Consider the following 13,483-nt stretch of genomic DNA (forward strand, 5'->3'; position numbering starts at 1 on the left):
GATGGAGCGTGTTTATTCCGGTCAGGAGCCTTTTCATAACCAGCCACAGCTGCAACGCCAGCAGCGGAAGGCGTTGTCGGTTTATGTGGTGGATGACGATGCATCGGTTCGCGATTCGCTGGCGTTTATGCTGGAAGGATATGGCTTTACGGTCCGCACCTATGCCGATGGACCGCTGTTTCTGGCGCAGGTTGATCTTCAGCAACCGGGCTGCGTGATCCTCGACAGCCGGATGCCGATCATGTGTGGGCAGCAGGTCCACCAGTATTTGTCCGAACATCACAGCCCGCTGGCGGTGATCTACCTGACCGGTCATGGCGATGTGCCGATGGCGGTTGATGCCCTGCAAGCCGGGGCGGTTCACTTTTTTCAGAAACCGGTCAAAGCGCAAGCCTTAGCTGACGCGATTGAACAGGGCTTCCAGGCTTCCGCTGCCACAATGGCCCAACTGCAATCGCGGGCCGCGTTTCAGTCGCTGACCCAACGGGAGAAGGAGATCCTGAGGTTGATCATTGCCGGAAAGCGCAATCAGCAGGTGGCCGATACCCTGTGTATTGCAGTGCGGACCGTTGAAGTACACCGGGCCAGCCTGATGAAAAAATTCGCCGCCAAAACCGTTGCCGAGTTGGCCTACTTTTACGGCCGGGTTGCTGAAGCTTGACTCAAGCTCGGCATCGGTGACGAGCCCTCGACGCACTTTCGATGGTTTTGACATCGCCTAGGCTAAATTGTTGTCTTTATGGTCTAGTCCATGCTGTTAATGTGTCATCGGGTGCAAATCAATCGAGTGAATATATATTTAATTCATTGATAAATAACATTTTAATCTCACCCGATTGAGCATGCCGCTTGTCCCCTTTTAGGCCCAAGACGTGAGTTTTTCTGCCAAAGTGACTGTTTATATTCATTTTTTTGTTATTGAACTGTAATCCATTTCATCCGTGTTTGTCATAAATGCGCCCTAGTATGGCCTGCGTTCCGATGTGGACTAGTCCATGAAAAGAGGCAGGACGCTCCACGGCCATGACTCACACGAAAAGGGAAAACCATGTTCATCACAACAAAATATGTCTTACCGACAGCGGTACTGATCAGCTCAACGCTGCTGCTGGGGTGTCAGGACTCCGAAACCAGTACGGCAGAGAATAAAGAAAACGGTTCGGGCGGTGATATCAGCCAGCCGGCAATCAAAATCGTGCCGCCACCGAGCGCCGAAGCGGCCATCAACTTCTCGATTGCCCCTTATTTGCAGCAACCAAGCGCTTCAGGCATGGCCGTGTTGTTTGAAACGGATGCCGAACAGCCGGAAGTCTGGGCCAGGCCAGCAGGCAGCCAGGGCGAATTCACCATTGTTCAATCGGTCGCTGTGGATCACACCCATCTCTATAGCACGACCCTGACCGGGCTCGTTCCGGGAACGCTTTATGAGTACTACATCGTCGCCCGCCAGGCCGGTGGGGAAGGGGAAAGTGATGTTTCGGTGATGTCGGCGCGTTTTGCCTTCAAAACCTATCCGGATGGCGAGCAGAGTAAGGCGCCGTTTAACCTGGTCGCCATCAGTGACACCCAGAACAACAGCACCCTGGGCGCGCTGAGCGATTTGGTCAGCAAAGGGATCATTCCTGAGGTGTGCGACGGCGCTGCCGAGCAGTGTGCCGATGCCATTGCCGCGATCACCATTTCCGGTGATATCGTCAACAGCGGCGACAGCCTGCTGCAATGGCGACGGGATTTCTTCGATCAGCTCAAAGCGATCACCCCGTATGTGCCGCTGGTGGCGGTGCCTGGGAACCACGACTACTACGGCAATGCCGAGTTGTCCAACTACCGTCATTTTTTCCAGCAGCCGGAAAACGGTTCAACCGGCTATGAAGAGCGCTGGTACTCACTTGATTACGGCAATTTGCGCCTGATTGGTCTGGACAGCTACCCGGTCTCGAAAAATCACGGTCAGTTCCAGGCGGAAATTCTGGGGATCCAGCGCCAGTGGCTGCGTGAATTGCTGGTCAATACCGAAGCGGACGCCAATATCGACTATGCCCTCAGTATGTTCCACCACCCGTGTTTGTCCGAGCTGTGGCTGTCCGGCGAGAGTATCGGCAGTTGTGAAATGGTCGCGGAGATGGAAGATTTCACCACCCGCAGCGGCAAGATTTCCGGTCACTTGTTCGGCCATACCCATGCGTATTCCCGGGGGCAGTCGAAGGATATTCATCACCTGTGGCTGAATGCGGCGACGGCGGCCGGGTATCGTGAAAAAATCAACGACGATAACTACTACCACAACAATACCCGTGATTACGATACCTTTGCCATCAGCCAGAGTGAGTTTGGGTTTAACCTGTTGCAGTTTAACCAGCAGGATGCTTTGGCGATGTCCCTGACGCGCTACAGTGCCAAGGTGAAATCCAAAGCCGACGGGCTGGCCAGCCTGGAAGATACGTTCACCATTTCAGATACTTTGACGATGCGTCCCGGCCAGGTCGATGCGCCGCAAGTCTTGTCCGGCAGCGGTCAGGTCGATTACAACGCCCTGAATCTGGCGATCAGCTATCCGCACCCGGAGGCGATTTACGAGGTGCAGTGGCAGCTCAGCCAGGATCCGAATTTTGCCCAGGGTGTATTTGATATCTGGGGGAATAAAACCCGCCAGCATAATATCTGGCCGATGCAGGATGGCACGATTCAGGGTACCCCGACCGACACCCAGCAGGGGGTTGATTTAACTCAGATTGATTTGGCGTCGTTTTCCGGCCAGGTCAAAATGGGCGGCGATGAGAGTTACAAATGGCAAAAACGCACTTCTGAGCATTCCCATGATTCATTCCGCGACCCCTTCGCCGGTAGCTCTGCGCCAACGCTGACCGTGTTGCCGGGCGATACCTGGCACTGGCGGGCTCGGGTGCGGGACAAGCAACTGAATTGGTCGGACTGGAGTGATACCGCGACCCTGAACGTGGCTGCGGGCACAACCCAGATGCTGCCGCTGCAAAATGCCGGCGCCGAAGCCAATGATTTGAGTGGCTGGACCCTGGAGCAGGGATACTGGCGGATTTTGGAAGATGTCGACAATATTCAGGCCAAGGAAGGAACCTACTACTTCTCGGCGCGGCCGAATGACAGCGTAGCAAATCATGACCCATATGACGTGATAAGCCAGACGCTGGACGTGTCCGGCTACAGCACGGCAATCAAGCAGGGTGCCGCCTTCGTTAAACTGAGTTTCAACAGTAACGGTTGGGGCGATGGTGACCACGCGGTGGTGAGTTTGCAGCCGCTGGACACGAATGGCACCTCCTTGGGTGAGCCGGTCACGGTGAAAACCGAGAGTAAAAAGCAGCAATGGCTGAGCAATGAAGCAAGTCTGTTGCTCCCGGCTGGAACCGACACGGTGAAACTCACTGTGCAGGCAGTGAAGAAGTCCGGCAGTATGGCGGATGTGCATCTGGATCATTTTGTCCTGACGGTGACCACGCCTTAACGGCTGAAGCCAATCTGAGTACCCATCCAGTCCTTCCACCAGGGCTGGGTGGGTGATTCAGCACTGCCGCATTTAGATTGCTCGATCTTGTCTTATTTGCTGACGTTTGCTACTTTTTTGACCGAATATCCGTTGACCTTCCCCCTGGGGGAAGCTTTAATCTATTGATAGTTTTCTGATTGATGGTCGGGTATGCGTTTGAATTCCATGCGTACAATTTGGGTGACAGCTTTGACGGTGCTGGCGCTTTTAGTGTCCGGTATCGCGTCAAGTTTACCCATGATGACCTTTCAGATGCTGACGCAAGCCAACCCGGCACCGTGCCACAGCACTTCAATGATGCCGGATACTCCCGCCGTTTCGTCGATGGTTTCAACTGCTTCACATTATGCTCACCATGCACCGCCATCAATGAATGCCGCAGAGGCGCCACAGTCGTCTTTGCAGCTATTGGACGACAATCACCCGGCGTGTCTGAGCGACATGACGATTATGCATGATGATTGTTGCACGGCTTCTTGCCTGAATGCGTTTGCCATGCTGCCATTGCATGATGAAAACACCACCCTTGCAGCTCGGCTGGCCCTGATCGACCGGGAACCTCAGGCTGCCGCTGTGGGGATTCCCCGCGCGTTGTACCGACCCCCTATCGCTTAAATCCATCAATGACTTCGTGATCTCGCGTCGGCGCTGACTGCCGCCGCGGTGGACTGTTTGTGGCCTGAGGACTGCCTCGCGCCATATTGATGATGGATCTCCAAAGTGAATTTAAAACCAACAATACTCGCAGTTGCGGTGAGTGTCGGTGGTGTGATTGCGTCGTGGCAGGTTGCCGCGGCGAACACCCCAGTTGCACCCGCATCGGTGCAGCCCAGCACCTTAAACCAGCTGATTGCCCTGGCATTGAATCATGATGCCGGACGCAAACAACTTGATGCCCAAACCAACGCGCTGCGTCAGACGGCGGTTGCCAGCGCGACCGAAATGGACCCGAAACTGAAACTCGGCTTTGGCGGCTTGCCCGTGGACAGTTTTCGGTTTGACGAAGACCCGATGACCAACATTTCGGTTGGCCTGATGCAGCAGTTTGAACGTGGCGAGACGTTATCGCTTAAGCAAAAACAGACCCATCAGAAGGCGGATGGTGTTCAGTGGCAAACGGCCCTGCGGGAGCGGGAGGTCGTGAACCAAGTTACCCAACTGTGGCTGGAGCTGGGCTATCAGCAGAGCGCGGCGCACATCCTGCAAGAGAACAAACGTCTGATGCAGGAAATGGAACGCTTTATTCAGACCAATTACGCGCTCGGGAAAAGCGAAGCGCAGGATTTGTTGCAGGCGCAGCTTCAGGTCAGTCGGCTGGATGAGAAATTACAGGCCAATACCCAGATGCAGCGCCGGATCCAGTCGCAATTGTCAGAGTGGCTGGGGGCGGCATGGCTGGTTCGGGAAGGGGCGGTGCAGGCCAGCAACCAGTTGGCCTGGCCGTTATTGGCGCAAAAACTGCAGCAAGTCACGGGGGCTGAGCATTATGCGCTGCTGAGTGCCCATCCGAGTGTGCAGATGGCTGATATGGCCATAGCCGTCAACCGGACACAGGTGGCGATTGCAGAAGAAGCCTATGCGCCGCAGTTCGGGGTTGAAGTGATGTATGCCTATCGACAGGCCAACAATATGCGGGGCGAACCAGCATCGGATTTGCTCAGCGCCTATTTAACCCTGGATATTCCGCTGTTTACCGACAATCGCCAGGATCGCACACGCGCTGCGGCTCAGTATCAGGTCGGTGCGGCGCAATCGAATAAAGATCTTCTGTTGGCGCAGATGAATGCCAAGGTCAATGCCCTGCTGACGGATAAAAGCAACCTGGAGCAGCGTCTTGCACGCTATCACAATACGCTCTTGGTACAGGCAAAAGCACGGACCCGGGCGGTCGAGCGTGGTTATCAGAACAACACGGCCCAGTTTAACGATGTGATCACGGCCGCCAGTGATGAACTGGCACTGGCGCTGGAGCAGGCACGTTTAACGACGGACCTGAACCTTGTCAGTAGCAATCTGGCATTTTTCCTCGGTGGTGACCGAGTCACTACCACACAGACCTCATCCACCCTATCTGACCGTCAGTCCATGATCGCAGGAGAAACACCATGAACACGTTAACCGCGGCCACACTGGCGTTGCTGATCGGCGGTGTACTGGGGGTTGCCGGCACGCATCTGCTGGAACAAAACTCATCCGCCACACAGGCGGCATCTTCGGGAACCTCTGCCAGTTCGGCAAGTCATGAGCCACTGTACTGGGTCGCGCCGATGGATCCGAACTATAAGCGTGACAAACCCGGGAAATCGCCGATGGGGATGGATTTGATCCCGGTCTATGCCGACGATTTGGCGGGGAGCAGCACCAAACCGGGCACGGTAAAGATTGATCCGGCGGTGGAAAATAATCTCGGGGTGAAAACGGCCCCGGTTGAACTGGGAAAGCTGTCGCCCCGTATCTCGACCGTCGGGTATATCGCTTTTGATGAGAGCCGTCTGTGGCAAACCAATGTCCGGGTCAGCGGTTGGGTCGAGAAACTGATGATTAACGCCGTCGGCGAGCAGGTTCGCAAAGGCGATGTGCTGTTCACCCTGTATTCGCCGGATCTGGTCAAAGCGCAGGAAGAGCTGCTCAATGCCTCTCGCACCGGCCGCACGGCGCTGGTCAAAGGGGCGCGGGAGCGGCTGGTATCACTTGGCGTTGATCGGGCCCAGATCCAGCAAATCATCAACCGAGGCAAAGCAGCCCAGACGGTTCAGATCAAGGCGCCGGCCGATGGCGTGATCGCCAGTCTGAATATTCGTGAGGGGGCATATCTGTCTCCGGCGCAGGCGGTGATCAGTGCCGGTCCGCTGCATGAGGTTTGGGTCGATGCCGAAGTCTTTGAGCGGCAGGCCCATTGGATCAATGCCGGCAGTCGCGCATCCATGACTCTCGATGCTTTGCCGGGACGTGCCTGGGAAGGAGCGGTGGATTATGTCTATCCCATTCTGGACCCGAAAACCCGCACTCTGCGGATGCGGCTCAAATTTACCAATCCCAATGGCGAGCTCAAGCCCAATATGTTTGCCAATATCACCTTGCAACCGGTGACGGCAGAGTCGGTGCTGACCATCCCGAAAGCGGCGGTGATCCGCTCCGGAGGCATGAGCCGGGTCGTGCTGGCGGAAGGCGAAGGTAATTATCGATCAGCACGGATTGAAGTCGGCCGGGAGGCGGATAACAAAATTGAGGTGCTGCAAGGACTGAGCGAAGCGGATCGGGTGGTGACTTCTGCCCACTTTATGCTGGATTCGGAGTCGAGCCAGAGCGCGGACTTGTCTCGCATCAATGGGGTGGAAGCGACTGCGGAAACGGTCTGGGCCAAAGGTGAGATCACCGCGGTCATGGCGGATCACCGGATGCTGACGATCCGCCATCAGCCAGTGCCGGCATGGGACTGGCCGGGGATGACAATGGATTTTACCGTTAACGCTGATCTGGATATGTCGGCCGCGCAGCCCGGGAAGCCGATTGAGTTTGAGATCCGCAAAACGGAGGCCGGTCAATACGAAGTGGTTGACTTCAAAGCCGATAAAAATGCACCGCCTGCCGAAGCTTGGGTCCGTGGGGAAATCACTATGCTGATGGCTGATTTCGGGATGGTGACGGTGAAGCACGAGCCGGTTGATGTCTGGCAATGGGATGCCGGTGAGATGAATTTTTCAGTCGGGGAAGAGATTGACCTGAGCGGTCTGGCGGAAGGAGATGCCGTGCGTTTCCTTGTCCGCCGGCAGGGCGGTGAATATGCGCTGCAATCACTTGAGAAAGCAGGAGTGCAGCCATGATTGGAACGATTATTCGCTGGTCGATTGCCAACCGTTTTCTGGTGCTGATCGCCACCTTGTTTCTGACGTTCGGTGGGCTGTACAGCGTGAAAAACACCCCGGTCGATGCCCTGCCGGATCTGTCTGACGTGCAGGTGATCATCAAAACCAGCTATCCGGGTCAGGCGCCGCAGGTGGTTGAGGATCAGGTGACTTATCCGCTGACCACCGCCATGCTGGCGGTGCCGGGTGCCGAAACCGTTCGCGGTTACTCGTTCTTCGGCGACTCCTATGTCTACATCATTTTTAATGATGAAACCGACATGTATTGGGCCCGCTCGCGGGTGCTGGAGTATCTGAGTCAGGTTGCGCCCAAGTTACCGCCCAATGCCAAACCGACGCTGGGGCCGGATGCCACCGGCGTGGGTTGGATTTACAGTTATATCCTGCAGGATAAAACCGGTCAGCATGATCTCGCCGAGCTGCGAAGCTTGCAGGACTGGTTCCTCAAGTATGAGTTGCAGACCGTGGACGGGGTGTCGGAAGTGGCGACCGTCGGCGGGATGGTCAAGCAGTACCAGGTACAAATCGACCCGGCCAAGCTGCGCGCGTATAACCTGACGTTGCAGCAGATCAACAAGGCGATTGAGGACGGCAACCGGGAAACCGGCGCCTCGGTCATCGAAGTTGCTGAAGCCGAGCATATGGTGCGCACCACTGGTTATCTGTCGGGAATGGATGACATCGCCTCCTTGCCGCTGAAGGTGACGGAAAAAGGCACGCCACTGCTGCTGGGTGATATTGCAGAGATTAACCTGGGGCCGCAAATGCGTCGCGGGATCTCCGAGTTTAACGGCGAAGGGGAAGCGGTCGGCGGCGTGATTGTGATGCGGTTCGGCGAAAACGCCAGTGCAGTGATCGACAACGTCAAAACCAAGCTGGCGGCGCTGCAACAGAGCTTGCCGGACGGGGTGGAAATCGTCGCGACTTACGATCGTTCCACCCTGATCAACGCGGCGGTCGAGAACCTGTGGCACAAACTGGCGGAGGAGTTCATCGTGGTGGCGATTGTCTGTGCGCTGTTCCTGTTCCACCTGCGCTCCTCGCTGGTGATCGCCCTGAGTTTGCCGGTGGGGATTCTGGCGGCCTTTGTGGTGATGCACTGGCAGGGGATCAATGCCAACATTATGTCTCTCGGCGGGATTGCGATTGCCATCGGGGCCATGGTCGACGGGGCGATCGTGATGATCGAGAACGTGCACAAGCATATTGAACGCACGCCGCTGACCGATGAGAACCGCTGGCAGGTGATTGGCCGGGCCGCCGAAGAAGTTGGCGCGCCGTTGTTCTTCTCGCTGCTGATCATCACCCTCAGCTTTGTGCCGGTGTTTGCCCTGCAAGGGCAGGAAGGCAAGATGTTCTCGCCGCTGGCCTTTACCAAAACTTACGCCATGGCCGCTTCGGCCGGTCTGGCAATCACCCTGGTGCCGGTACTGATGGGTTACTTTATTCGCGGCAAGGTGCTGTCCGAGCATAAAAACCCGATCAACCGGGGGCTGGTGGCTCTCTACCGCCCGCTGCTTAATCTCAGTCTGGCTTACCCGAAATCGATGATCGTGCTGGCGCTGGCGCTGATGGGATCGGCCTATTATCCGATCAGCAAAGTCGGTAGCGAGTTTATCCCGCCGTTGGATGAAGGCGACCTGATGTATATGCCGACCACCTATCCGGGGATCTCGATCGGCAAGGCACGTGAGCTGCTGCAACAAACCAACAAACTGATCAAGACGGTGCCGGAAGTGGCGACGGTGTGGGGCAAAATCGGCCGCGCGGAAACGGCAACGGATCCGGCGCCGCTAACCATGATCGAAACCGTGATCCAACTGAAACCCCGCGAGCAGTGGCGGGAAGGGGTGACGACGGCGTCGCTGCGCCAGACTTTAGATGAACTGGTGCAGTTCCCGGGGCTGACCAATGCCTGGGTGATGCCGATCAAAACCCGGATCGACATGCTGGCCACCGGGATCAAAACGCCGATTGGGATCAAAATCGCCGGACCGGATCTGGCGGTGATTGAGAAAATCGGTGCCGATTTGGAGCCGATCCTCAACCAAATTCCGGGAACCGCCTCGGTGTATGCCGAGCGAGTGGCCGGTGGGCGTTACGTGACCATCGATATTCTCCGCCGTCAGGCAGCCCGTTATGGGTTGTCGATTAAAGAGGTTCAACAGGTCATTTCGACCGCGGTTGGCGGGATGAATGTCGGGGAAACCATCGAGGGGCTGGAGCGTTATCCCATCAACGTGCGCTATCCGCAGGATTATCGGGATTCGGTGGTGAAGCTGCAAAACCTGCCGCTGGTGACACCGAACGGTGCCCGGATTGCGCTGGCGGATGTCGCCGATATTCGTTACGAGGACGGGCCGCCGATGATTAAAACCGAGAATGCGCGGCCCAATGGCTGGGTGTTTGTCGACATTGAAGGGCGTGACCTCGGCTCCTACGTGCTTGAAGCCCGTCAGGCCGTGACGGAGCAACTGAACCTCCCGTCGGGATATTCGCTGGCCTGGTCCGGTCAGTATGAGTACATGGAGCGTGCCAAGGCACGGCTGAGTGTCGTCACTCCAATCACCTTGGTGATTATCATGCTGCTGCTTTATTTCAGCTTCCGTCGGGTCGGCGAGGTGCTGATCATCATGGCAACCTTGCCGCTGGCCATGGTCGGTGGCGTGTGGCTGATGCACGGGCTGGGCTACAACTTCTCCATTGCCGTCGGGGTCGGCTTCATTGCCCTGGCCGGGGTGGCGGTGGAGATCGGCGTCATCATGCTGGTGTATCTCAACCAGGCCTGGACTGCGCACAAGGCCGAGCGAGAACGGCATGGCCAGCCACTGGAGAAACAGGATCTCATCCATGCCATCCGCGAGGGTGCCGGGCTGCGGGTCAGGCCGGTCATGATGACGGTCAGCACCGTGATTATCGGCTTGATCCCCATTATGTACGGCTCCGGCACCGGTTCAGAGGTGATGCAGCGCATTGCAGCGCCGATGATCGGCGGCATGGCTTCGGCGCTGCTGCTGACCCTGTTGGTGCTGCCGGCCGTGTTTAAGCTCTGGAAAAGCCGGGAAATTTCAACCCCTGATATCTAAGCAACTCAATTACAAAAGATGAAAACAAGGCCCCTGAGTAACAGGGGCCAAACTTGAATCACGGAGATATGATGATGAACAAGACACTGATTGCAATGACACTGGCCCTGATGACAACAACGGTGCTGGCGGACTCCAGCCACGGCCATGCGGCACAGGGCGGGATGAAGATGGAACACAGCACGATGGGGCAGGGCGCGATGGATCAGGCTTCTATGAACCATTCAGAGATGGATCACAGCAAGATGGATCATGGCAATATGATGAGCATGGAAGGGATGTCGGATGTGGGGATGCCTGCAATGGGGGCCAAGCCGGACAAAGTGGTGCATGTGATTCTGTCGGATGATATGAAAATTACCTTCAAGAAAGCCGTGACGATTGAACCCGATGATGTGGTGCAGTTTGTGGTGATGAATACCGGCAAGATTGATCACGAATTTTCGATCGGCTCTGCAACCGAGCAGTTGGCGCACCGAAAAATGATGCGGGAGATGACCGGGGGTCATATGCACGACAGCGGCAGTACCGTGACGGTTCAGCCGGGTAAGGCTAAACAGCTGTTATGGCACTTCCATGGCGATAAGCAGGTTGAATTTGCCTGTAATATTCCGGGCCATGCTGAAGCCGGCATGGTGAAAAAACTTACGTTGAAATGAGTTACTGCTGTGGTGTCAAAGCCTCCCCGCCTTGGGGCAATGCTGATCAGTTAAGGATCGGTTGACTGATCCTTCTGATGCGTCAAAATCGGAAATCATTTACTGGTTTCCGGTTTTTTATGCCCGTAGCTTCCGCACTCACAGATTTTCTTGAAGAGTCTCCTGTCGATATCTCCCAGCTGACCACTTTCTCTGAACACGTTCCCGACGAGTGGGTTGCCAGAGCTACATCTTTATCGACTCAGGCAACCATCAGACGAAGACGGCTCCCCAGTGATATGGTGCTCTGGCTTATTGTCGGTATGGCCTTTTTCCGCAATGAGCCTATAGCTGAAGTGGCCCGCCGTATGAATGTCTGTGCCGAAGGGTTGGCAAACGAGGAACTCCTGGCCAAGAGTGCTCTGACACAAGCCCGTCAGCGACTGGGAAAGGAAGCGCCTAAATGGCTGTTCAAACAGTGTGCTCAGGTATGGGGTAAAGAAAGGTACCCGGAAGACAGCTGGAATAAACTTCAGGTTTTTGCTGTTGATGGGGCTCTGTTCAGGACCCCGGATACCCCCGGGCTTCGCGAACACTTCGGTTCGGGAAACACATCCGGAAAGCGCCAGACACCTTACCCTGTACTCCGTCTTGTCACCATGATGAACGTGCGTTCCCATATCATCATTGATGCCGATATCAGCCCTTATCGCCGAGGTGAAATACCGCTGGCCCAACCCTTTATCAACTCGCTGCCGGATAACTCGGTGACTTTGCTGGATAAGGGATTTTACGGAGCAAGCCTGTTGCTGGGCATCTCTGCCAGCGGGGCAAACCGACATTGGCTTATTCCTGCTAAAAAAGGCGTGGTATACACACTTCTCGACGAGGAGGAAACCAATGACAACCTTATCGAGATGAAGGTCTCGCCCCAAGCGAGAAAGAAGAATCCGACCCTTCCTGAGAAATGGCAGGTACGGGCAGTCACCTATGAGGTAGACGGGAAAGAGAAAACGGTTTTCACCTCCCTGCCAAGAGAGATGTACAGCGCCGAGCAGGTTGCCACCCTATACCACGAACGCTGGGAGATTGAACTGGGCTACCGCGATATAAAGAGCTCCATGCAGCACAATTCTCTTACCTTGCGGAGCAAAACGGTCGAGCTGGTTTATCAAGAGTTATGGGGGTTGCTTCTCGGCTACAACCTGGTCAGGAGAGAGGCAAGCCAGGCGGCTGTGGCGCATGACAGAGCCCCCACAGAAATAAGCTTCAAGTACGCCTGCCAGTTTATTGCAAGTCAGCTCAGGGTAATGAGTAAGGCACTGTCACCGGGAAACACGCCCAAGAGGCTAAAGGCACTACGGGGGGACCTGTCAGTGCTCTTCAAGGAAAATCGCCCCAGGCCATCTAGGCCCAGGGCAGTTAAGATATCAAAGACCCGCTACCCGGTTAATCGCCATGCAGCTCCCCTTAAGTGAACTGCATTGCGTGTGATGGCCGGCGGCTTTCCCCGGCGCTGTTAATCGCAGGAAAGGACGGTATCAGGGGTTTCATGGCCCTGTTTCTGCAACTGACAAACCGCTTTTAACAAGCTTCCGTCCACTTCCGGCAGGGTATCGCTCAGGCGGATGGCTTCTCCCGGCACAAATGACAGCATGATATTTTTCAGGCTCGCCTGGCTGTTTCGCTGGTTTTGCAGATGAAAGGCGGTGAGCTGCTCATAAACCTGAGTTTCCAGCTTGGTAATTTGTTCATCGGTGAGACTGATCCGCGCCATACAGATGGCCGGTCGGATCGGGTGCTTTTCCTGATTAGCCTTGAAACGCTTCACGAACAATCGATCCAGCGGGCTGTCTTCTTCGTTGATGAACCGTTTTTGTGCGTTGAGTTTAACCTTGGTTTTCTCAATGGTTTCCAGATAGCCCATCATCTCCAGTGCCCGCAGGTAGTGAATAACCGATTGCTCCGAGAGCTGATAGTGCTGTTGAATCTCTTCAACCGACCATTGCAGTGAGACCAGCAGATAGATGAAATCGTACAGGTGGGGATATTGAGCAAAAATCCGGTTGTTTTGCGGGGAAATCGCTTTGATGTCCTGCTGCTGCAATTTGGCGGCGAGGTTCGAGAGCTGTACCAGGTCGGTATCCAGGTAGCCCGCATAAAAGGTGATCTTGTCGATCCCCAAACTGTGGTTGTGAAACTGTCGTTTTAAGCTGCTGACCGGCACGGCGCAATACTCAGACAGCTGCGCGTAGCTAATCCCTTTTTCTTTCAGTGTTTCACGCAACGCCGCCAGTAAGTAATCGGCTGAAATGTTCATGCTTTTCTCCGTCAGCAAGTGGGTCATGCAGCCTTCCGGATTGGCTGATG

At 55.6% G+C, this 13,483-nt stretch carries 9 protein-coding genes; 8 read left to right on the top strand and 1 reads right to left on the bottom strand.

The annotated features are described in order from the left end of the window. The first annotated feature begins 1 nt into the window (after position 1). The 8 genes from NH461_RS24945 (at position 2) to NH461_RS24980 (ending at position 12,591) form a co-directional block, all read left to right on the top strand. Positions 2-661 carry a response regulator transcription factor gene (locus NH461_RS24945; RefSeq protein ID WP_261603646.1) on the top strand — a complete coding sequence of 220 codons (660 nt, stop codon included), beginning with the start codon at positions 2-4 and terminating at the stop codon, positions 659-661. Between the two features lie 387 nt (positions 662-1,048). Next, positions 1,049-3,481: a metallophosphoesterase gene (locus NH461_RS24950; RefSeq protein ID WP_261603647.1), complete on the top strand. Its 2,433-nt coding sequence runs from the start codon at positions 1,049-1,051 to the stop codon at positions 3,479-3,481. Positions 3,482-3,760: 279 nt separating this feature from the next. Further along, positions 3,761-4,138 carry a hypothetical protein gene (locus NH461_RS24955; RefSeq protein WP_261603648.1) on the top strand — a complete coding sequence of 126 codons (378 nt, stop codon included), beginning with the start codon at positions 3,761-3,763 and terminating at the stop codon, positions 4,136-4,138. Between the two features lie 105 nt (positions 4,139-4,243). Beyond that, entirely contained in the window at positions 4,244-5,632 is a 1,389-nt protein-coding gene (locus NH461_RS24960) for a TolC family protein (RefSeq protein ID WP_261603649.1), read from the top strand. Continuing rightward, the gene (locus NH461_RS24965; RefSeq protein WP_261603650.1) at positions 5,629-7,347 is read left to right on the top strand and encodes an efflux RND transporter periplasmic adaptor subunit; all 1,719 of its coding nucleotides are present in this window, start codon (positions 5,629-5,631) and stop codon (positions 7,345-7,347) included. Before NH461_RS24960 ends, NH461_RS24965 begins: the two co-directional genes overlap by 4 nt. Next, positions 7,344-10,475 carry an efflux RND transporter permease subunit gene (locus tag NH461_RS24970; protein WP_261603651.1) on the top strand — a complete coding sequence of 1,044 codons (3,132 nt, stop codon included), beginning with the start codon at positions 7,344-7,346 and terminating at the stop codon, positions 10,473-10,475. Before NH461_RS24965 ends, NH461_RS24970 begins: the two co-directional genes overlap by 4 nt. A gap of 74 nt (positions 10,476-10,549) precedes the next feature. Then, positions 10,550-11,134: a cupredoxin family protein gene (locus NH461_RS24975; RefSeq protein WP_261604633.1), complete on the top strand. Its 585-nt coding sequence runs from the start codon at positions 10,550-10,552 to the stop codon at positions 11,132-11,134. Between the two features lie 119 nt (positions 11,135-11,253). Then, entirely contained in the window at positions 11,254-12,591 is a 1,338-nt protein-coding gene (locus NH461_RS24980) for an IS4 family transposase (protein ID WP_261603602.1), read from the top strand. 41 nt (positions 12,592-12,632) lie between these two features. Here the strand turns inward: NH461_RS24980 and NH461_RS24985 are convergent, their stop codons facing one another. Further along, entirely contained in the window at positions 12,633-13,433 is an 801-nt protein-coding gene (locus NH461_RS24985; RefSeq protein WP_261603652.1) for a transcriptional regulator, read from the bottom strand. Between the last annotated feature and the right edge of the window lie 50 nt (positions 13,434-13,483).

The sequence above is a fragment of the Photobacterium sp. TY1-4 genome (genome assembly GCF_025398175.1).
GTDB lineage: Bacteria > Pseudomonadota > Gammaproteobacteria > Enterobacterales > Vibrionaceae > Photobacterium.

Excerpts from the sequence above, each read along its gene's own strand:
- NH461_RS24980 (WP_261603602.1), top strand. The coding sequence starts at position 11,254 with ATGCCCGTAGCTTCCGCACTCACAGATTTTCTTGAAGAGTCTCCTGTC.
- NH461_RS24950 (WP_261603647.1), top strand. The coding sequence starts at position 1,049 with ATGTTCATCACAACAAAATATGTCTTACCGACAGCGGTACTGATCAGC.
- NH461_RS24945 (WP_261603646.1), top strand. The coding sequence starts at position 2 with ATGGAGCGTGTTTATTCCGGTCAGGAGCCTTTTCATAACCAGCCACAG.
- NH461_RS24985 (WP_261603652.1), bottom strand. The coding sequence starts at position 13,433 with ATGAACATTTCAGCCGATTACTTACTGGCGGCGTTGCGTGAAACACTG.
- NH461_RS24975 (WP_261604633.1), top strand. The coding sequence starts at position 10,550 with ATGAACAAGACACTGATTGCAATGACACTGGCCCTGATGACAACAACG.
- NH461_RS24955 (WP_261603648.1), top strand. The coding sequence starts at position 3,761 with ATGATGACCTTTCAGATGCTGACGCAAGCCAACCCGGCACCGTGCCAC.
- NH461_RS24970 (WP_261603651.1), top strand. The coding sequence starts at position 7,344 with ATGATTGGAACGATTATTCGCTGGTCGATTGCCAACCGTTTTCTGGTG.
- NH461_RS24965 (WP_261603650.1), top strand. The coding sequence starts at position 5,629 with ATGAACACGTTAACCGCGGCCACACTGGCGTTGCTGATCGGCGGTGTA.